This window comes from Streptomyces sp. NPDC024687, assembly GCF_055559055.1.
On the sequence record NZ_JBVHLJ010000003.1, the window covers coordinates 542,422 to 562,348 of the forward strand.

The 19,927-nt window shown below is 71.0% G+C and carries 17 protein-coding genes; 7 read left to right on the forward strand and 10 right to left on the reverse strand.

The window, feature by feature from the left end; genetic code table 11:
• Positions 1 to 423 precede the first annotated feature (423 nt).
• The 3 genes from ACZ39I_RS14375 (at position 424) to ACZ39I_RS14385 (ending at position 2,237) form a co-directional block, all read left to right on the forward strand.
• Positions 424 to 1,389, forward strand: a complete 966-nt coding sequence (locus tag ACZ39I_RS14375) for a zinc-binding dehydrogenase (protein ID WP_467244750.1) — start codon at positions 424 to 426, stop codon at positions 1,387 to 1,389.
• An 81-nt stretch (positions 1,390 to 1,470) separates the two neighbouring features.
• The gene (locus tag ACZ39I_RS14380; protein ID WP_030038196.1) at positions 1,471 to 1,680 is read left to right on the forward strand and encodes a helix-turn-helix domain-containing protein; all 210 of its coding nucleotides are present in this window, start codon (positions 1,471 to 1,473) and stop codon (positions 1,678 to 1,680) included.
• Positions 1,680 to 2,237, forward strand: coding sequence for a Clp protease N-terminal domain-containing protein (locus ACZ39I_RS14385; RefSeq protein ID WP_467244751.1), 558 nt, complete (start codon positions 1,680 to 1,682; stop codon positions 2,235 to 2,237). The genes ACZ39I_RS14380 and ACZ39I_RS14385 overlap by 1 nt, the downstream gene beginning before the upstream one ends.
• Positions 2,238 to 2,281: 44 nt before the next feature.
• Here the strand turns inward: ACZ39I_RS14385 and ACZ39I_RS14390 are convergent, their stop codons facing one another.
• On the reverse strand, positions 2,282 to 3,358 hold the full coding sequence (locus tag ACZ39I_RS14390) for a PadR family transcriptional regulator (protein WP_467244752.1): 1,077 nt from the start codon (positions 3,356 to 3,358) through the stop codon (positions 2,282 to 2,284).
• 1 nt (position 3,359) lies between these two features.
• Positions 3,360 to 4,322 carry a DUF4097 family beta strand repeat-containing protein gene (locus tag ACZ39I_RS14395; protein WP_467244753.1) on the reverse strand — a complete coding sequence of 321 codons (963 nt, stop codon included), beginning with the start codon at positions 4,320 to 4,322 and terminating at the stop codon, positions 3,360 to 3,362.
• A gap of 146 nt (positions 4,323 to 4,468) precedes the next feature.
• Here ACZ39I_RS14395 and ACZ39I_RS14400 point away from each other — a divergent pair, with 146 nt between their 5' ends.
• On the forward strand, positions 4,469 to 5,314 hold the full coding sequence (locus tag ACZ39I_RS14400) for a hypothetical protein (protein ID WP_467244754.1): 846 nt from the start codon (positions 4,469 to 4,471) through the stop codon (positions 5,312 to 5,314).
• A 371-nt stretch (positions 5,315 to 5,685) separates the two neighbouring features.
• On the opposite strand, the gene ACZ39I_RS14405 is transcribed toward ACZ39I_RS14400, so the two are convergent.
• The 5 genes from ACZ39I_RS14405 to ACZ39I_RS14425 form a co-directional block, all read right to left on the reverse strand.
• Positions 5,686 to 5,865 (reverse strand): DUF6104 family protein, encoded by a 180-nt coding sequence (locus ACZ39I_RS14405; protein WP_030049542.1) that lies wholly within the window; start codon positions 5,863 to 5,865, stop codon positions 5,686 to 5,688.
• Between the two features lie 86 nt (positions 5,866 to 5,951).
• Positions 5,952 to 9,773 carry a multifunctional oxoglutarate decarboxylase/oxoglutarate dehydrogenase thiamine pyrophosphate-binding subunit/dihydrolipoyllysine-residue succinyltransferase subunit gene (locus ACZ39I_RS14410; RefSeq protein WP_467244755.1) on the reverse strand — a complete coding sequence of 1,274 codons (3,822 nt, stop codon included), beginning with the start codon at positions 9,771 to 9,773 and terminating at the stop codon, positions 5,952 to 5,954.
• Positions 9,774 to 10,067: 294 nt separating this feature from the next.
• Positions 10,068 to 11,174: a HAMP domain-containing sensor histidine kinase gene (locus ACZ39I_RS14415; RefSeq protein WP_467244756.1), complete on the reverse strand. Its 1,107-nt coding sequence runs from the start codon at positions 11,172 to 11,174 to the stop codon at positions 10,068 to 10,070.
• Positions 11,171 to 11,908, reverse strand: a complete 738-nt coding sequence (locus ACZ39I_RS14420; protein ID WP_352390195.1) for a response regulator transcription factor — start codon at positions 11,906 to 11,908, stop codon at positions 11,171 to 11,173. Before ACZ39I_RS14420 ends, ACZ39I_RS14415 begins: the two co-directional genes overlap by 4 nt.
• A 123-nt stretch (positions 11,909 to 12,031) precedes the next feature.
• Positions 12,032 to 12,709 carry a spermine/spermidine synthase domain-containing protein gene (locus ACZ39I_RS14425; protein ID WP_467244757.1) on the reverse strand — a complete coding sequence of 226 codons (678 nt, stop codon included), beginning with the start codon at positions 12,707 to 12,709 and terminating at the stop codon, positions 12,032 to 12,034.
• Positions 12,710 to 12,848: 139 nt separating this feature from the next.
• Between ACZ39I_RS14425 and ACZ39I_RS14430 the strand changes: the two genes are divergently transcribed.
• Positions 12,849 to 13,679, forward strand: coding sequence for a rhomboid-like protein (locus tag ACZ39I_RS14430; RefSeq protein ID WP_467244758.1), 831 nt, complete (start codon positions 12,849 to 12,851; stop codon positions 13,677 to 13,679).
• Here ACZ39I_RS14430 and ACZ39I_RS14435 read toward each other — a convergent pair.
• Positions 13,645 to 14,397, reverse strand: a complete 753-nt coding sequence (locus tag ACZ39I_RS14435; RefSeq protein ID WP_467245115.1) for a GNAT family N-acetyltransferase — start codon at positions 14,395 to 14,397, stop codon at positions 13,645 to 13,647. The genes ACZ39I_RS14430 and ACZ39I_RS14435 overlap by 35 nt on opposite strands.
• A 215-nt stretch (positions 14,398 to 14,612) precedes the next feature.
• A complete protein-coding gene (locus ACZ39I_RS14440) occupies positions 14,613 to 15,287 on the reverse strand; it encodes a GNAT family N-acetyltransferase (protein ID WP_467244759.1) in 675 nt (224 codons plus the stop codon).
• A gap of 208 nt (positions 15,288 to 15,495) precedes the next feature.
• Here ACZ39I_RS14440 and lon point away from each other — a divergent pair, with 208 nt between their 5' ends.
• Positions 15,496 to 17,910 (forward strand): endopeptidase La, encoded by a 2,415-nt coding sequence (gene lon / locus ACZ39I_RS14445; protein ID WP_467244761.1) that lies wholly within the window; start codon positions 15,496 to 15,498, stop codon positions 17,908 to 17,910.
• A 100-nt stretch (positions 17,911 to 18,010) separates the two neighbouring features.
• On the opposite strand, the gene ACZ39I_RS14450 is transcribed toward lon, so the two are convergent.
• Positions 18,011 to 18,844, reverse strand: a complete 834-nt coding sequence (locus ACZ39I_RS14450) for a lysozyme (protein ID WP_467244762.1) — start codon at positions 18,842 to 18,844, stop codon at positions 18,011 to 18,013.
• A 231-nt stretch (positions 18,845 to 19,075) separates the two neighbouring features.
• Here ACZ39I_RS14450 and ACZ39I_RS14455 point away from each other — a divergent pair, with 231 nt between their 5' ends.
• Positions 19,076 to 19,570, forward strand: a complete 495-nt coding sequence (locus ACZ39I_RS14455; RefSeq protein ID WP_352390190.1) for a MarR family winged helix-turn-helix transcriptional regulator — start codon at positions 19,076 to 19,078, stop codon at positions 19,568 to 19,570.
• The last annotated feature ends 357 nt before the right edge of the window (positions 19,571 to 19,927 follow it).

Here is a 19,927-nt window from a genome sequence, read left to right on the forward strand (position 1 = left end):
GCCCCTGAGTGTCTGCGGCGGCCTGTTGCGGTGCGGTGGGGGCGTGTGCAGCGCGTGCGGTGTGTTGTGGGTCGGTGCCGGGGTGGGGGGTGTCCGTCCTCGGTCCGGCCAACGGTTCCGTCCTGGCGCAGGTGACTGCAACCCCCTAGGGGCGCGGGGAACTGCGCGACCAGCCCCCACCGGCCCGAACTCGCCCGACAACCTCACCCGGCACCCCCATAGGCGCCCCGCTCAAGCCCAGCGCAGCGGCACCGCGGGGAACTGCGCGACCAGCCACAACGCACCCGCACTCGCCCGAGAACCTCACCCGGCACCCCCGTAGGCGCCCCGTCCGAACCCAGCACGCGCCCCGTTCCGCAACAGGGCGTGTGTCACAACGTGTTCCTGTTCCCCGTGCCGGCGGCGGACCCTATCGTCAAGGTCATGTTCGCTGTCTATGCCGCCCGAATCGACCGCGACAACCCGCTCTCGGGACTGGAGTTGGGGGAGCGTCCGGCCCCCCAGGCCCGGCCGGGTTGGAGCGTCGTCGATGTCAAGGCCGCTTCCCTCAATCACCATGACCTCTGGTCCCTGCGCGGCGTAGGCCTCGCAGAGGACAAGCTTCCGATGATCCTCGGCTGTGACGCCGCCGGTGTCGACGAGGACGGCAACGAGGTCGTCCTGCACTCCGTCATCGGGCAGAGCGGGCACGGGGTCGGCCCCGAGGAGCCGCGGTCCATCCTCACCGAGCGCTACCAGGGGACGTTCGCCGAGCAGGTGGCCGTGCCGACCTGGAACGTTCTGCCCAAGCCGAAGGAGCTGTCCTTCGCGGAGGCAGCCTGTCTGCCCACGGCCTGGCTGACGGCGTACCGGATGCTGTTCACGAATGCCGGGGTGCGGCCCGGCGACTCCGTGCTGGTGCAGGGCGCGGGAGGCGGTGTCGCCACGGCCGCGATCGTGCTGGGGAAGGCGGCGGGACTGCGGGTGTTCGCCACCAGCCGGGACGAGGCCAGGCGCAAGCGTGCGGTGGAGCTCGGAGCCCTGGAGGCCGTGGAGTCGGGTGCCCGGCTGCCGGAACGGGTCGATGCCGTCATCGAGACCGTGGGCGCGGCCACGTGGTCGCACTCGGTCAAGTCGCTGAAGCCGGGGGGCACGATCGTCATCTCCGGTGCCACGAGCGGCGACCGTCCCTCGCACGCCGAACTGACCCGGATCTTCTTCCTGGAGCTCAAGGTCGTGGGGTCGACCATGGGGACCAAGGACGAGCTGGAGGACCTGCTGGCGTTCTGCGCGGCCACCGGTGTGCGGCCCGTCATCGACGAGGTGCTGCCCATGGACCGCGCCCGTGAGGGATTCCAGCGGGTGGAGTCCGGTGAGCAGTTCGGGAAGGTCGTGCTCACCAACGGCTGAGCCCTTCCGTTCGCCGAGTCCGTTCGCCGAGGTTGTCAACTGTGGTTGACATGTCGAGGCGTGTCAACCATAGTTGACGTCATGACCGAAGCAACGGATCTCGCCGAGCGTGCCGGTGATCGCGATCCCCGGGTCGGACTGCGTGCCGTCGCCGCGCTGCGCAGGCTGCTGGAGCAGCTGGAGGCGGTGCAGGTGCGCAGTGCGCGCCATCAGGGCTGGTCGTGGCAGGAGATCGCCGCGGAACTCGGAGTGAGCAGGCAGGCCGTGCACAAGAAGTACGGGAGGCATTGATGTTCGAGCGGTTCACGAAGGATGCCCGGGCAGTGGTCGAGGGCGCGGTCGAACAAGCCGAGGGGGCAGGGGCCGTGGACGACGGGCATCTGCTGCTCGCCCTGCTGGACCGGGAGGGCAGTCGCGGCTCCTTCGCCCTTGGCGCTCTCGGGCTCGCCGAGCGCGGGGACGCCGTACGGGAGGCCCTGGGCGAGGCGCGGCGGCGGGCCGGGCTGTCCCAGGCGGACGCCGAGGCACTGGCCGGGCTCGGCATCGACGTCTCGGAGATCGTCGCCCGCGTGGAGGAGGTGCACGGGGTCGGGGCGATGTCCGGCGACCGGAAGGGCAGGGGGTGGCGGTCCGGGCGGCATTCCTTCGGGCGGAGCGCCAAGGAGATCCTGGAGAAGGCGCTGCGTATCGCCGTGGCCCGGCGGGACCGGCACATCGGCGACGAGCACATTCTGTTGGCGCTGACGGTACGGCCGGGGGTGCCGGGGGAAGTGCTCGCCGATCACGGGGTGACCTACGAGTCGGTCGTGCGCGTCCTCTACGGCGCGGGAGAGGCGAAGGCCGGCTGAGCCCTGCGGGGCGCCGACGTCGGAGACGGCGGCGCCCGGGCGGCTCACGCCTTCGGTGCCCGCAGGAGTGCCCCGATGTGGGCCGCCGCCGTCGACAGATGGCGGCGGGCGTCGTGGAACTGGTCCGCCGTGATGCCGTGGTCGCGGGCCGCGTCGCGGATGTCGTCGCGGAAGCGGTCGAGCAGGCGGTCCAGATCGCGGGCCGGGTCCCCGGTGGAGTCCTCGTGGGCCCAGGAGGGCTCGTACTCGGCGGGGAAGTCCTCCGGGGTGTGCGAGTACTCGGGGCCGGACGGTGTCCCCTCGGCCTTCTCGGACCTCGCACGGCCCCGGCCGAAGCCGAAGTCCTTCCCGAACTCCTTGCCGTAGTCCTTCCCGAACTCGCCGAACTCCTTGGCCAGTTCGGTCAGGCCCTCGCGCACCCCGGTCGGCCAGTCGCCGCGCGCGAAGTGGTCCTGCACCTGCTCCTGCACCCGCCGGGCGATGCGCTGCACCTCCTCCTGCGCCTGCTCCCGGGCCCGGTCCTGGGCCTCCTTGGCCTGTCGGCGGGCCCGCTGGGCCTCCTCGCGGGCGCGGCGGCTCTCGTCCTTGGCGCGCCGGGCCTGTTCCTTCCACTCCTGCTTGACGCGGCGCATCTCCTCCTTGGCGGCGCGCCACGCCTCGTGGTCGGTGTACTCCGTGAAGTCCCCGAAGGGGCCCTCGTGTTCGCCGGTGCCCGCCTTGGTGCCACCGCCCCGCCGGGCCTCGGTGGCGGCCGCCCGTACCTCGCGCCGCAGATCACCCGCAGCGCCCCGCACATCGGCGCGGATCTCGGCGGCGAGCTCGGCGACCGACTCGCGGATCTCCAGCTCCAGATCGGCCAGTTCACCGCTGCGGTCGGCCAGCTCGGCGCGGCCCGCGTCCGTGATGGCGTACACCTTGCGGCCGCCCTCGGTGGTGTGGGTGACCAGGCCCTCCGTCTCCAGCTTGGCCAGCCGGGGGTAGACGGTGCCCGCCGAGGGGGCGTACAGGCCCTGGAAGCGCTCCTCCAGGAGTCGGATCACCTCGTAGCCGTGGCGCGGGGCCTCGTCCAGGAGCTTCAGCAGGTAGAGGCGGAGGCGGCCGTGGGCGAAGACGGGGGGCATGTCAGAGCACCTTCTTGTCGGTCGTGCCGTCGGCCGGGGCGCCCGGTGAGGAGTCGCCGTCCGGGCCGGAAACGGAATTGTCCCCCGAGTCGCTCCGTACGCCGTCCGCCGGGGAGTCCGTCACCGGAGCCTGCGCCTCCCATGGCTCCTCCTCGTCCTCCCGGGGTGGGCGGCGCAGGAGGGCGATGGAGCCGGAGACGGTGGTCGCGCGGAGCTTGCCGGTGCCGGCGCCGAGGCGGCCCGTGACCTTGTGGGCGCCCCACTGGCCGTGCACGCGCAGGCCGTCGAAGGCGTTGGAGATCGTCCCGCTCGCGGTGTTGGCCTCCACCTCCGCGTCCGCGGGCTGAGGGAGCCGGATGGCGATCTCACCCGAAACGCTGGTCAGCCGGACGTCGGTGGGGCCCTCCGGGTCGAGGTCGACGATCATCGAGCCGCTGACCGAGTCGGCCCGCACGGAGGGGCCGGAGCCCTCCACGACGGTGAGATCACCGGAGACCGAGTTGAAGCGCAGGTCGCCGGTGACGGCCTGGGCCTCCAGATTCCCGGAGACGGTGTCGGCGCGGACGGAGCCCGACAGCCCCACGAGGGTCGTGTCGCCGTTGACCCCCTTCACCACGGACGGGCCGCGCAGCCCGGACACGACGGCGGCGGCGCTGACCACTCCCACCTCGACGCGGGTGTCGGCCGGCACGGCCAGCGAGACGACCGCGCTGCGCCGCCAGCCCTTGCGGTCGAGCCACTTGAGGAAGCCCTTCCAGGGCAGATCCTCGTAGGCCACCGTGAGGGTGCCGCCCTCTTGCGTGACGACGAGAGGAGGTCCCTCGATCTCGGACACCTCCAGGCGTGCGGAACCTTCGTCCGTGCCCACCACGTTCACCGTTCCGTTGACGGTGCGTACGTGGAGTTCGCTTACGGGCTCGTCGAAGGTGAGCTTCCTGGGCTCCGTGACGGACCACTCGGGCATGGTGCAGACCTCCCCGTAGCAACGCGCCATATCGCGTCTCCTGCAATTCACGATATATCGTGGCCGTCGAAAGTCAAGACACTCGTTCTGGGGATGCGGGGGGTGTAAATATGACCAATCGGAGTGAATCGCCCTAGCGTGTGATCATGTCGACGGAAGCCACCTCCCGTGCGGGTCGCACCGGCCCAGCCCCCGGCGCCCTGCTGCTGTGCCGGGCCGAGCCGGATTCCGTCGCTCCCGTCGCCCGGCTGCTGCGCGAGCGGATGCTGCTCACGCGCGCGGGGCAGGGGTGGAGCGTCCTTGTGCCGGAAGGCGGGCCGTGGCTGCGCGGTGAGGAGCCGGTCGACCGTGTCATGACCGGTTGGGCCACCGCCCTGGCCGTCGGCGCTCCCTGGGCCGTCCTCGCGCTGTGGTGGGACGCCGAGCGCGGCGGCTACACCCTCGCCTCCGGCTTCCGCCGCCCCGTCGGCTACATCTGGCTCACCAACGGCACCCCAGCCGGCGAGGACGAGGCCATGCGTACCTTCGCGGCCCGTCTCGGCCTCGACCCGGTCCTGGACGTCCAGTCCCTGGACCGCCTCGCGCAACCGGACCCCGCCTCGGACGCCCGCGCCCGCCTGCGCGGCCTGCTCGCGGTCCTCACGCGCGTGGGCCTCAGCCTTCCCGCAGGCCTCGCTCCCGGCGAACCGGCCGACCGCCTCCGCGAGGTGGTCCGGGACCGGCCGGACGCCGTCCCGATCGAGTGGGAGGGCGGGTGGGAAACGGTCCGCGACGAACTCCAAGTGGCCGCCGGCCGCCGCCTCACGCCCTGGCTCCCCTGGTCAGGCGACCCGAAGGCCCGCGCCCTAGCCCTGGCTCAGCTGGCAGCAGGCCTCCCACTGGCCGCCTGGGGCCTGCGGCACCGCAGTGGCGGCTGGCTGGCGGCGGGGACGCTGCTGCTGGCGCACGGCGCGCTCGGAGTCTTGTACGACCTGTCGCATCCCCGCGACTGACCCCGGGCCTGATCGCCGGCACGACAACTCGCCCCGGTCCCGTCTCCCGTTGGCCGCCTGGGGCCCACGGCACCGCAGTGCCGGCGGGGCTGCTGCCGACGCAGGGTGCGCTGGGGCTGTCGTACGACTTGACGCGCCTGCGCGACTGACGCCCGTGCTGGATCGCGCTGGCCCGCCTCCGGCTGGTTGCCTGGGGCCTAGGGCATCCCGGCGGCGGCACGGAGCGCTGCCGCTGGCGCACGGCGCGCTCGGGGTGTCGTACGACCTGACACGCCCCCCGCGACGACCCCCGCAACTGACCCCCCACACCGGACCGCGGCACCAAAACCGGGGCGGCTCAGAGGGCCCCGCCGGCCGGCACGCCGTACCGGCTAGTCGTCGTCCTCGTCGTCCAGGCGGGCCAGCCACGTGGCCAGGCGTTCCACCGGTACCTCGAAGTCGGGATTGAGGTCGACGAAGGTTCGCAGTTGCTCGGCGAGCCACTCGAAGGTGACCTCCTCCTCACCGCGCCGCTTCTCCAGTTCCTCGATGCCACGGTCCGTGAAGTACATGCCGTCAAGGATAAGTGCGCCGAAACGGCCGGGCCGCACCCCTCGGGAGAGGGATGCGGCCCGGTCACGTACGGCCCGAAGAGGGGTTACGCGTCGAACACCTCGCGCACCAGCTGCTCCTGCTCCGCCTGGTGCCGCTTGGCGGAACCGACCGCCGGGGACGAGCTGTGCGGGCGGGAGATCCGCCGCAGCCGCTCGCCGTGCGGAACCTCCGCGCCGACCGCCAGGTCCAGGTGGTCGATCAGGTTGAGGGCGATGAAGGGCCACGCGCCCTGGTTCGCCGGCTCCTCCTGGGCCCACAGGTACTTCTCGGCGTTCGGGTACTTGGCGATCTCCGCCTGAAGCTCGGCACCCGGCAGCGGGTACAGGCGCTCGATGCGGATGATCGCCGTGTCCGAGATGCCGCGCTTCTGACGCTCGGCCTCCAGGTCGTAGTACAGCTTGCCCGCCACGAAGACGACCTTGCGGACCGCCGCGGCGTCCACGGACGTGTCGCCGATGACCGGGCGGAACTGACCCGTCGTGAACTCCTCCGTCTTCGACGCGGCGGCCTTCAGGCGCAGCATCGACTTCGGGGTGAAGACCACCAGCGGCTTGTGGTGCGGGTTGTGCACCTGCCACCGCAGGAGGTGGAAGTAGTTCGACGGCAGGGTCGGCATCGCGACCGTCATGTTGTTCTGGGCGCAGAGCTGGAGGAAGCGCTCCACGCGCGCGGACGAGTGGTCCGGGCCCTGGCCCTCGTAGCCGTGGGGGAGGAGCAGGGTGACGCCGGACGTCTGGCCCCACTTCTGCTCGGCTGCCGAGATGTACTCGTCGACGATCGTCTGCGCGCCGTTGACGAAGTCGCCGAACTGCGCCTCCCACAGCACGAGCGCGTCCGGACGGGCCAGCGAGTAGCCGTACTCGAAGCCCATGACCGCGTACTCGGACAGCAGGGAGTTGTAGACGTTGTAGCGGGCCTGGTCCTCGTTGAGGTACTGGAGCGGGGTGTGCTCCTCGCCCGTCTCACGGTCGATGAGGACCGCGTGCCGCTGCCCGAAGGTGCCGCGCTGCGAGTCCTGGCCGGACAGCCGGACCGGCGTGCCCTCCAGGAGCAGGGAGCCGACGGCCAGCGTCTCGCCCATGCCCCAGTCGATCGTGCCGTCCTCGACCATCGACGCCCGGCGCTGCAGCTGCGGCAGCAGACGCGGGTGGACGTTGAAGGTGTCGGGGATGTTGACCTGGGACTCGGCGATCCGCTTCACGACCTCCGCGGAGATCGCGGTGTTCACGGCGACCGGGAACTCGGCCCGCGGGTCGGAGACGGGACCGGCGGCCGGCTGGGCCGTGGCGGCCTCGCGGACCTCGGTGAAGACCTTCTCCAGCTGGCCCTGGTAGTCCTGCAGCGCCTGCTCGGCCTCTTCCAGGGTGATGTCGCCGCGACCGATGAGGGACTCGGTGTAGAGCTTGCGCACCGAGCGCTTCTTGTCGATCAGGTCGTACATCAGCGGCTGGGTGAAGGCCGGGTTGTCCGACTCGTTGTGACCGCGGCGGCGGTAGCAGATGAGGTCGATCACCACGTCCTTGTTGAACGCCTGGCGGAACTCGAAGGCCAGACGGGCCACGCGGACCACGGCCTCCGGGTCGTCGCCGTTCACGTGGAAGATCGGGGCCTCGATCATGCGGGCCACGTCCGTGGCGTACATCGAGGAACGCGACGACTCGGGAGCCGCCGTGAAGCCGACCTGGTTGTTGATGACGATGTGGACCGTGCCGCCGGTGCGGTAACCCCGCAGCTGCGACATGTTCAGGGTCTCGGCCACCACGCCCTGGCCCGCGAAGGCCGCGTCACCGTGCAGGGCGACCGGCAGGACGGTGAAGTCCGTGCCGCCCTTGTTGATGATGTCCTGCTTGGCGCGGACGATGCCCTCGATGACCGGGTCGACCGTCTCCAGGTGGGAGGGGTTCGCGGCCAGCGAGACCTTGATCTGCTCGCCGTCCAGGCCGGTGAAGGTGCCCTCGGCGCCCAGGTGGTACTTCACGTCCCCGGAGCCGTGCATCGACTTCGGGTCGAGGTTGCCCTCGAACTCGCGGAAGATCTGCGCGTACGACTTGCCGACGATGTTCGCCAGGACGTTCAGGCGGCCGCGGTGGGCCATGCCGATGACGACCTCGTCCAGACGGGACTCGGCGGCCGAGTCCAGCACCGCGTCGAGCAGCGGGATGACGGACTCGCCGCCCTCCAGGGAGAAGCGCTTCTGGCCGACGTACTTGGTCTGCAGGAAGGTCTCGAAGGCCTCCGCGGCGTTCAGCCGGCGCAGGATGCGCAGCTGCTCCTCGCGCTCGGGCTTGGTGTGCGAGCGCTCGATGCGGTCCTGGATCCAGCGGCGCTGCTTCGGGTCCTGGATGTGCATGAACTCGACGCCGGTGGTGCGGCAGTACGAGTCGCGCAGCACGCCGAGGATGTCGCGCAGCTTCATCAGGGACTTGCCGGCGAAGCCGCCGACCGCGAACTCCCGCTCCAGGTCCCACAGGGTGAGGCCGTGCTCGGTGATGTCCAGGTCGGGGTGCTTGCGCTGGCGGTACTCCAGCGGGTCGGTGTCGGCCATGACGTGGCCGCGGACCCGGTAGGAGTGGATCAGCTCGAAGACGCGCGCGGCCTTGGTGACGTCGTCGTCGTGCGAGGCGTCGATGTCCTTGAGCCAGCGGACCGGCTCGTAGGGGATGCGCAGGGCCTCGAAGATCTCGTCGTAGAAGCCGTTCTCGCCGAGCAGGTAGTTCGCGACGATGCGCAGGAACTCGCCGGAGGCGGCGCCCTGGATGACCCGGTGGTCGTAGGTCGACGTGAGCGTCATGACCTTCGAGATGCCGAGCTTGTTCAGGGTGTCCTGGGAGGTGCCCTGGAACTCCGCCGGGTAGTCCATGGAGCCGACGCCCATGATGACCGACTGGCCGGGCATCAGACGCGGCACGGAGTGGACCGTGCCGAGGCCGCCGGGGTTGGTCAGGGAGACCGTGACACCGGTGAAGTCGTCCATCGTCAGCTTGCCGTCACGGGCGCGGCGGACGATGTCCTCGTAGGCCTGCCAGAACTCGAAGAAGTTCAGCGTCTCGGCCTTCTTGATGCCCGCGACGACCAGCTGGCGGTCGCCGTTGGGCTTCACCAGGTCGATGGCGAGGCCGAAGTTGACGTGCGGCGGCTTGACGAGGGTGGGCTTCCCGTCCTTCTCCGCGTAGTGCCAGTTCATCGACGGCATGGCCTTGATGGCCTGCACCATCGCGTACCCGATCAGGTGCGTGAAGGAGATCTTCCCGCCCCGGGCGCGCTTGAGGTGGTTGTTGATGACGATGCGGTTGTCGAAGAGCAGCTTCACCGGGACCGCGCGCACGGACGTGGCCGTGGGCAGCTCCAGGGAGGCGTTCATGTTCTTCGCGACCGCGGCGGCGGGGCCGCGCAGCGTCACCAGCTCCGGGCCCTCCGCGGAGGCGGCCTCGGCGGCCGGCTTCGCGGCGGGCTTCGCAGCCGCCGGCTTGGCGGCCGGAGCGGCCTGCGCCGGAGCAGCGGCCGGTGCCGCGGCCTTGGCCGGGGCCGGAGCCGCGGCGGCCGGCTTGGCGGCCGGAGCAGCGGCCTGAGCCGGCGCGGCAGCCTGGGCCGGGGCGCTGGGAGCCGGGGCGGCCTGCGCCGGAGCGGTGGTGGTCTCCGCGGCCCCCGCGGCCGCGGTACCCGCCGCAGCCGGGGCGGCACCCCCCGACTTGTAGTCGGCAAAGAAGTCCCACCAGGCACGGTCTACGGAATTCGGGTCCTGGAGGTACTGCTGATAGATCTCGTCGACGAGCCACTCGTTCGGCCCGAACGCGGCAGCGGGGTTCTTGCCCGCTTGGTCTGCGTCGGTCGAGATGCTCGAGTTACTGGGGGACTGTGGCGACACGGCGGCAACCGCCCTCTTCCGCTTCTCACAAGGTGATGGACAGCGGGAATAAAGGCTACGCCCCCAAGACCGCGAAGGTCAGGCCGGGCCCGTCCATCGTCGTGTAAGTCACATCGAAGAGCGTGTTTCGCGGGTGGAAATGGCGGGAAACAAACGTGGTTCCGGTACGTGCGTCCGCCCGAGGGAAGCACCGAGCGGGGCTCTGCGCGACTGCGGCGCGGCCCTCTGCCTGATCACACGTGTCCGTCAGCGCGGAACAGAGATGGATCTTGCGGCTCCGCTTCGAACTTTACGTCAACTTGGCCGAGATGAAAGTCCCGGAAGGGTGACAAGGATCCGGCAGCCCCGCTCGGATTCGGCCACTCCGATCCGGCCGCCGTGCAGATCCACCGCCCAGCGGGCGATCGCGAGCCCGAGCCCGGTGCCGCCGTCGCTGCCCGGACCGTGCGGCCGCATGACCTGACCGCGGTTGAACCGCTCGAAGACGCGGTGCCACTCCGAGCGCGGAATGCCGGGGCCCTCGTCGAGGATCTCCAGTTCGAGCGACTCGGGCAGGGCCCCGCGCCGCGCCTTGACCGTCACCCGTCCGTGTGCCGGGCTGTGCTTGACCGCGTTGTCGATCAGGTTGGCGACGACCTGGTGGATGCGCTCCGGGTCGGCGTGCGCGGTCAGCTCGGGCGGCGAGACGTCGAGGTGCAGATGGACGTCGTTGCGCGTGTGGCTGCCGGATCCCGAGGCGATGCCCGCGCGGGCCGTGGCGACCATGTTGGCCTCCTTCAGCACGCCCGAGAGATACGGCCACACCTCGAACCGGCGCTTCTTCAGCGGCACGACGCCGTTGTCGAGGCGGGACAGGTCCAGCAGGGTCTCCACCAGCCGGCCCAGCCGCTCGGTCTGCTTCAGGGCCGTGCGCATGGTCTCGGGGTCGGCCTGGGTGAACCCGTCGACGATGTTCTCCAGCACGGCGCGCAGGCCCGCGATGGGCGTGCGCAGCTCGTGGGAGACATTTGCCACAAGTTCCTTGCGCTGGCGTTCCTGGGCCTCCAGGTCGTCCGCCATGCGGTTGATCGTCTGGGCCAGGTCGCCCAGTTCGTCCCGGCGGTTCTCGCGGACCCGGCGGGTGTAGTCGCCGTGCGAGATGGACCGGGCGACCGCGTTCATGTCGTCCAGGGGCGCGGTGAGCGAATGCGCCACGAACTGCGTAATCAGGAGTGTGGCGATCATCGAGAAGACCGTGATGAAGCGCAGCTCGGTGGCTGTGCGCATCGCGATCATCATCAGCCCGGTGGTGATGAGGACCGCGATGACGACCAGCGCACCCAGCTTGGTCTTGATCGAGAAGGGGCTCACTCCGCCCCAGGGGTCCCTGGGGTTTCTCCGGCCGGCCGGACCCTCGCTCATGGCGTCGGCGTCTCCAGGGCGTAGCCAACGCCGTGCACCGTGCGGATCCGCTCGGCGCCGATCTTCCGGCGCAGGGCCTTGATGTGGCTGTCGACGGTCCGGGTGCCGGAGGCGTCCGCCCAGTCCCACACCTCGGCGAGCAGCTGCTCACGGGAGAGCACCGCGCGCGGGGTGTTGGCCAGGCACACCAGGAGGTCGAACTCGGTGGGCGTCAGGTGGACGTCCTCCGAGCGCACCCGCACCCGGCGCTGCGCGTGGTCGATCTCCAGCTCGCCGAGTCGGAGGATGCCGGAGCGCGGCGTGGTGGCGGCCAGCGCGGCCCGCTCGACGCGCCGCAGCAGGACGTGCACGCGCGCGGCCAGCTCACGCATCGAGAACGGCTTGGTCATGTAGTCGTCGGCGCCGACGCCGAGACCGACCAGCATGTCGGTCTCGTCGTCACGGGCCGTCAGCATGAGCACCGGGACCGGACGGGCGGCCTGCACGCGGCGGCAGACCTCCAGACCGTCGAAGCCGGGCAGCATGATGTCGAGGATCAGCAGGTCCGGCTGCCAGGCCTCGGCCGTGTCGACCGCTGACGGACCGTCCACCGCCGTTTGCACGAGGAATCCCTCGGCGCGCAGGCGGGTCGCGATGGCGTCGACGATCGTCGGATCGTCCTCGACGACCAGGACCCGGCGCTGGGCGCCGGGAGTGGCCGTCGAACCGTTGTGGGAGGTGTGTGTCTGCTCCATCGCCCGCCCCTGGGGAGTGCTTTCCGGAACCATGTGGGGTGATTCCTTGTCTGCGCATGACTGCGATTGACGCTTGAATGATCGGCGTAGGGAAGCAGAGTACGGGGAGCCGTCACCCCTTTGCTATCCAGGTCGGACGGCGAGATGGACGACGTCGGGTACGCCCCGGGCAACGGGGATCTCCTCGGTACGTACCTGCTGGAACCCGGCATTTGCCAGTGATTGCTCAAATTCCGGAGAGGGTTTCGCCGACCACACGGCCAGTACCCCGCCCGGCTTCAACACCCTTGCGCAGCTTGTGAGTCCGGTACGCGCGTAGAGTCCGCCGTTGCTCTCCGTGACCGTCCAGTCGGGTCCGTTGTCGATGTCGAGGCACAGCACGTCAAAAGTGGCGCATGTCTCATTGACGAATTCGACCAGATCCGTTTTCAGAATGTTCGTCCGGGGATCGGCGAGCGCCCTCGCCGTGAGTGCCGAGAGCGGGCCCGCGCGGTGCCAGTCGATGATGGCCGGCTCCCGCTCGGCGACCGTGATCCGGCCCCACCGGGGGTTCGCGACCGCGTGTGCGAGCGAGAAGCCGACGCCGAGGCCGCCGATGAGGACGTGCGGATCCGGACGGTCGTCGAGCGCGGCGAGCGCCGCGTCGACGAGCATCCGCTCCGAGCGTCCGTCGGAGGTGTCCATCAGGAAGCAGCCGTTGGCGATGATCTGGAGCAGCTCGCCGTGCCGCCGCAGGACGACCTCTCCGTACGGGCCCTCGCGACGGTCCAGGACTTCGGGAATGTCGTACGAGGTGGGCATCGGCCCATCTTGGCAGGTACGGCGACCGGGCCGGGGCTCCTTGAGAAGTCCCTGTGAATCGGGGCCGGGGTGGCGTCGGTCACAGACAGCGGGTGGGTGGGGCGCGAAGGGTGGGGTGGGACGGAAGGAGCAGCTCACCTTGGAACGGACCGTGCCCCCAGCCCCTTCCGACCCGCCCGCACCGGAAGCTCCTGCCCCGGACGCGTGCTTTCCGGAAGTGGCCGCGCTCCTCGACGGGGTGCCCCGGCAGAGGGAACGGGCCGAGAGGTGTGCCGCCGGGACACCGGTGACACCCCCGGCAACGGCCGCCCCTGACACCGGATTGCGCGTCCTCCGGCTCCAGCGGCTGCTCCCCACTCCCACCGGGACACCGTTCACCTTCGTCTACGGCGCCGTCCTGGCCACCGTCTCACTCGTCGCCGCGCAGCTGGACCCCGCCCTCGTCCACACCCTGTACCAGGGCTCCAGCACCGATGTCGCGCACCTCGTGCGGATGCCCGTCCTGGTGCTGGTGGCCAGCGCGCTGTGGATCGCGGGCGGCATCCTCTCGTCGTACGCCCTCGCCCTGCTGTTCGTCCTCACCGCGCTGGAGCGGCGGATTGGCGGAGTGCGTACGGCGGGTGTCTTCCTGCTCGGGCATGTCGGGGCGACCCTCGCCACGGAGGTCCCGACGGGCCTCGCGGTCCTGGCCGGGCAGCTGCCCGCCAGTTCGCTGCACCGCCTCGACTACGGCGTCAGCTTCGGCGTGGCCGCGAGCCTCGGCGCGCTGGCCGGACTGCTCCGGCCGTGGCTGCGCTGGCCGTTGCTCGCCCTCTTCGGCTGGCTGTTGCTGACCGACCTGATCGCGTTCACCGACCCGATGACCGACTGGGGTCACCCGATCGCCCTGGCGATCGGTGTCGCGACCTGGCCGCTCCTGCGGCGCCGCGGCGGGGTCAGCGGGCCGGCGGGGTCCAGACGTACGGCGTAGTCGTGGTCACCGCGTGGAAGCCGAGCCGGCCCAGGATGGGCGCGCTGTCGTCCGACGCGTCCACGTGCAGACAGGTGACCCCGCGGGAGACGGCGAGAGCGGCGCGTACGGCGACCAGGGAGCGGTAGATGCCCCTGCGCCGCCACTCGGCGAGCGTGGAACCGCCCCACAGGCTCGCGAACTCGGTGCCCGGGCGGAACGCCAGCCAGGCGGCGCACACCACTTCGCCGTCCGCCTCGGCGACGTAAACCGCGATGTCGTCCGGCGCGGTGGCGACCCGGCCGATCAGGTCGTCGGCGAGCCAGCTCCGGTCCTGGCCCCACACCGCCGACTCCATGGCGGCGATGCGGTGCATGTCGGCGTCCGCCGTCACGCGGCGCACGGTGACGCCTTCCGGGAGCTCGGGCTGTCGTACGGCCAGCTCGGCGGCCCGGCCGACCAATACCGTCTCCCGCTCCTCGGGCACGAAACCGGCCGCGCGGAGTCGTTCGGTGAGGTCGGCCGGGGTGTCGTGGGAGCGGGTCTTCCACTCGACGGCCTCGCCGCGCGCCGCGAAGAAGTCCCGTTGCCGCGCGATGAGTTCGTCGAGCGCGTCGCCCTCCACGCCGAGGTCGCGCGGCCCGCTCACGAACCCGCGGAACTGACCGACGATCCGCAGCAGCGGCCCGTCCTGCTCGTACGTCACCCCCGCGGGCGGGGTGGGAGGAGCACCGCGCATCTGGTCGTCGTAGGCGGAGAGGAGGGGGTGCGTGCCTGCCGTGATGATGGTCTGCCTCTCGGTCGTGTCGGTCGCCCCACGCGCGTGCCTCGTGGCCGTCGGGAAGAGGGAGGGCCGGCCCGGTGTTGTCCGCCGTGCGGCCGGTGGGAACCACCGGAGCATGACAGAGACCGTCCTCTGCCGTCTCCGGATTTCCCGCGGGCGGTGACGGGCCGTCACTCGGCGTCCGGTCCTACGAACTTCGCACTGGTGAGCGGAGCTTCCATATGCCAGCCCAGAGCCTCGTACAGGCCCCGGCCCGCGGGCGTCCCCGCCAGCACGCCGGTCTGCGCCCCCGTGGCGGCCGCCACGGCCTGGAGGGTGCGCATGACGAGACTGCCCAGCCCCCGGCGCCGATGGGCGGCCGCGGACTCGATCTGATCGAAGACGGCGGTGGCGCCGGTCGGGGCGACCTGGCCGCGCGCCGCGAGGGAACCGTCGGGCGCGGCGACGAGCATGCGCGTGACGCCGCCGACGGTCCAGGTGCGCAGCCGGTATCCGGCGGGGGCGACGGGCCGTTCGGCCGCCGTGGTCGTGGTTGTGGCCGTGGTCAGGGGGACCGTCATGAGGAAGCCGGGTTCGGGATCCACCCACCAGCCCTCGCCGAGCCAGCCCCCGACCACCTCCGGGTCCTGGAACACCTTGAGCCACACCCCGGCCCCTGTCACCCCGTCCGCCACCTGGCGTACGGCCTTCTCGTCCACGTCGTCGCCCAGCGCGTCGAAGACGTGCCGCGACACATGTGCGAGCTGTCCCACATCGATGGTGAAACCCCACGGCTCACGCTCCGGAGCCGCCGCTCCGCGGGACACGACCCAGCCGGTCACCCACGCCTTTACGACTCCGTCCATGACATCCATGACATCCATGACATCCCCCTGTAATGGCCGCTAGCGGTATGTGGCTATTACTCGTCCGGTACCGGGCGACCATAGGGCCCGAACCGCCGATTCCGGCAGTCGTGATCGCCGACAGCGAACAGGCAAACGGGTGGGGAACATTCGAAGGCCGTGGAGCATTGAGTCGGCATAGCTCAACTTGACTGCCTAAGGGGAGATCATGGCTTCGACGTCCACACCGCTCACCCTGCCCGTGCTGCCGCTCGACGACGAGGTCGTGCTGCCCGGAATGGTGGTTCCGCTGGACCTGAACGACACCGACGTGCGCGCCGCGGTGGAGGCCGCCCAGGCCGCCGCCCGCTCGGAACCCGGAAAGCCGAAGGTCCTCCTGGTGCCACGCATCGACGGCACCTACGCGAGCACCGGTGTGCTCGGCACCGTCGAGCAGGTCGGCCGGCTGGCCGACGGCGACCCCGGCGCGCTCATCCGCGGCCGGAGCAGGGTGAAGATCGGTGCGGGGACCACCGGCCCGGGCGCCGCGCTGTGGGTCGAGGGAACCACGGTCGACCAGACCGTCCCCGACCCGCTGCCCGGCCACGCGACCGAACTGGTCAAGGAGTACAAGGCACTCGCCACCGCCTGGCTGCGCAAGCGCGGCGCCTGGCAGGTCGTGGACCGGGTGCAGGCCATCGACGACGTGTCCACCCTCGCCGACAACTCCGGTTACTCGCCCTTCCTGACCACCGAGCAGAAGGTCGAGCTGCTGGAGACCGCCGACCCGGTCGCCCGTCTCAAGCTCGCCACCCAGCAGCTGCGCGACCACCTCGCCGAGCAGGATGTCGCCGAGACCATCGCGAAGGACGTCCAGGAGGGCGTCGACAAGCAGCAGCGGGAGTTCCTGCTCCGCCGTCAGCTGGAAGCCGTACGCAAGGAACTGCGCGAGCTCAACGGCGAGCAGGAGGGCGAGGAGTCCGACGACTACCGCGCCCGCGTGGAGGCCGCCGACCTGCCTGAAAAGGTGCGGGAGGCCGCCCTCAAGGAGGTCGACAAGCTGGAGCGGTCCAGCGACCAGTCTCCGGAGGGCTCCTGGATCCGCACCTGGCTGGACACCGTCCTCGAACTGCCGTGGAACGAACGGACCGAGGACGCGTACGACATCCAGGGCGCCAAGGAGATCCTCGACGCCGAGCACGCGGGCCTGGAGGACGTGAAGGAGCGGATCACCGAGTACCTGGCGGTGCGCAAGCGCCGTAACGACCGGGGCCTCGGGGTCGTCGGCGGCCGGCGCGGCGGTGCCGTGCTCGCGCTCGTGGGCCCGCCCGGCGTCGGCAAGACCTCGCTCGGCGAGTCCGTCGCGCACGCCATGGGCCGCAAGTTCGTCCGCGTCGCTCTCGGCGGCGTCCGGGACGAGGCGGAGATCCGCGGCCACCGGCGCACGTACGTCGGCGCGCTGCCCGGCCGGATCGTGCGGGCCATCAAGGAGGCGGGGTCGATGAACCCGGTCGTCCTGCTCGACGAGATCGACAAGGTGGGCTCCGACTTCCGCGGCGACCCCGCGGCCGCTCTCCTGGAGGTCCTGGACCCGGCGCAGAACCACACGTTCCGCGACCACTACCTGGAGGTCGAGCTCGACCTGTCGGACGTCGTCTTCCTCGCCACGGCCAACGTGCTGGAGGCGATCCCGGAGGCGCTGCTCGACCGGATGGAGCTGGTCCGGCTCGACGGGTACACCGAGGACGAGAAGATCGTCATCGCCCGTGACCACCTGCTCCCGCGCCAGCTGGAGCGGGCGGGCCTCGCCAAGGACGAGGTCGTCATCGACGAGAGCGCCCTGCGCAAGCTCGCCGGCGAGTACACGCGCGAGGCGGGCGTCCGCACCCTGGAGCGGTCGATCGCGAGGCTGCTGCGCAAGGTGGCGGCCCAGCACGAACTGGGCGAGCGGGAACTGCCGTTCACCGTCACGGACGAGGAGCTGCGCGGTCTGATCGGCCGGCCGCACCACGTGCCCGAGTCGGCCCAGGACCCGGCGGAGCGCCGGACCGCGGTCCCCGGTGTCGCCACCGGACTCGCGGTCACCGGAGCGGGCGGGGACGTGCTGTTCGTCGAGGCGTCGCTGGCCGACCCGGAGACGGGCGCGGCGGGTCTGACGCTGACCGGCCAGCTGGGTGACGTGATGAAGGAGAGCGCGCAGATCGCGCTGAGCTTCCTGCGCTCGCACGGCGCTGAGCTCGAACTGCCGGTCGGCGACCTGAAGGACCGGGGCGTGCACATCCACTTCCCGGCGGGCGCGGTCCCCAAGGACGGCCCGAGCGCGGGCGTCACCATGACGACGGCGCTGGCCTCGCTGCTCTCCGGCCGCCTCGTGCGCACGGACGTGGCCATGACGGGCGAGGTCTCGCTGACCGGCCGGGTCCTGCCGATCGGCGGCGTGAAGCAGAAGTTGCTCGCCGCGCACCGCGCCGGGGTGAGCACCGTCATCATCCCCAAGCGCAACGAGGCCGACCTGGACGACGTCCCGGCGGAGGTGCTGGACAAGCTCGACGTCCACGCCGTCACCGACGTCCGTCAGGTCCTGGAGCTGGCGCTGTCCCCGGCCAAGAACGGGGCCGTGCCGGAGGTCCCGGTGGCGGCGTGACGCCGTAGCCCGTCAGAGGGTTGCGGCCGCCGGCACCGGTTGAGGTGGAGGCCCGGGTTCTCGTGAGGGAGGCCCGGGCCTTCGCCGTAGCCGGGGCGGGTCAGCCGTTGGCCAGCGCCTGTACGCGGTCCGGGGCGCCGTTGAAGCGGTCGTGGTCGCCGACCGTGGGGCCGGTGGAGGTGTACTGCCACATGGTGTACGTGCTCCACCCGGCCGGGAGGGTGCCGGCGGTCGAGGCGTAGTGGGCGATCCAGAGCGGGTTGGCGGAGAAGCCGCCGTAGTTGCCGGTGCACTGGGTCCACCAGTTGGTGGCCGTGTAGATGACGGCGTCGCGGCCGGTGCGCGCCTTGTACCGGTTCAGGAAGTCGCGGATCCAGGTGACCATCGCGCTCTGCGACTTGCCGAAGCAGGCGTCGCCGTACGGGTTCCACTCGATGTCAAGGGTGCCGGGCAGGGTCCTGCCGTCCTGGTACCAGCCGCCGCCGCTGTCGACGAAGTAGTTGGCCTGTGTCGCGCCGCTCGTGGTGTCCGGGGTGGCGAAGTGGTAGGCCCCGCGGATCATCCCGATGCCGTGGGCGCCGGTGTACTGCTGGGAGAAGTAGGGGTTCGTGTAGTACGTCCCCTCGCTCGCCTTGGTGTACGCCCACCGGACGCCGCTGTTCCACAGGGTCGGCCAGGCGACGTTGCCCTGATAGCTGGCGACGTCGACCCCCTCCGTCTGGGTGGCACGAGTGTCGGCGGGCAGACCGTCCTGGCCGTCGTGCGCTACGACGCCCATGCCCATGTGGGCGTCGCCGCGGGCCGGGGTGGCGGTGGCGTCGGGGGCTTCCGCGGCCGGGGCGGGGGCCGCGAGGAGCAGGGAGAACGCGGTGAGCAGGAGACCTATGAGGAAGAGGCGTCGGGGACGTATCTGTTCGGGTCTGCGCACGGGCATGGCGTGCCTCCGGGGGCTCGATGACGCTCGGTGGGACATGACTGAGTGACCTCTGGGGATGACGTGGGCATGCCAGTCACCTCTCTGAAGACGCTCCGCACGAGGACGACGGGTCGGGAAGTGGGACCGGCGGCTGCCATTGGTCCAGCCCTGCGAAATACTTACGGGGCTGCGGTGATGTCGCAATCTGGCGGAACATTCACGGCCGGGAAATTCAAGGCAGGGGCTGACGTGCACGAAGAGGAAAACGGCGGCGGTGTCCCGGGCGGGGCCGACGTGGCGCCGAGCGGTGTGGACAAGCCCGGATTCCTGGCGCTGGAACGTGAGTTGACCGTCCTGCTGCGCCGCGCCCGGGCCAACCAGGGGGAGATGGCCCGCGAGGTCCACCCCGACCTGGAGTCGGCGGCTTACGGGCTGCTCGTCCGTCTGGATGAATGCGGCCGTCAGCGCGCCACCGAACTGGCCGCCTACATCGGAGTCGGCAAGGCCACGATGTCCCGTCAGCTGCGCGCCCTGGAGGACCTGGGCCTGGTCGCCCGCGCCCCGGACCCGGCGGACGGCCGGGCCTGGCTGGTCGACCTCACGCCGGAGGGCCGCTCCCGTGTCCAACGGGTCCGCGACGCACGCCGGGCCCGGTACGCGGGCCGCCTGGCGCACTGGGACTCGAGAGAGGTGACGGAACTGGCGCGACTGCTGCACCAGCTGAACCGGGGCATGGAGAAGTAGGCGGGGGTGGCGTTCGACCATGTGAGGTAGCGGGGCGTCCGTTGGTGGTGCCGTTGAGCAGGCCGTGCGGTGGTCTGCTCCGAGCGGGTGCCGTTGCCCTCCGCTGGTCTGGTCCGGCTGGGTGTCCGTGGTGGTGGTGCCGGGTGGGTGCCGTCGAGTGCGTGTGGTGGTCTCGTCCGGCCGGGTGTTCCGTCGAGGTGGTGCCCGGTTGGCACCGAGGGCGCCGCACGGCGGTCTGTTCCGCCGTGCCGGTCACCGGTCGACGCAGTCGAGGACGCCGTGCAGGGTCCGCTCCGACTCGGCGTCCGCGGTATCGCTGCCCAGCCGACGCACGCGCGTCCGCTCCGCCGGGCCGTG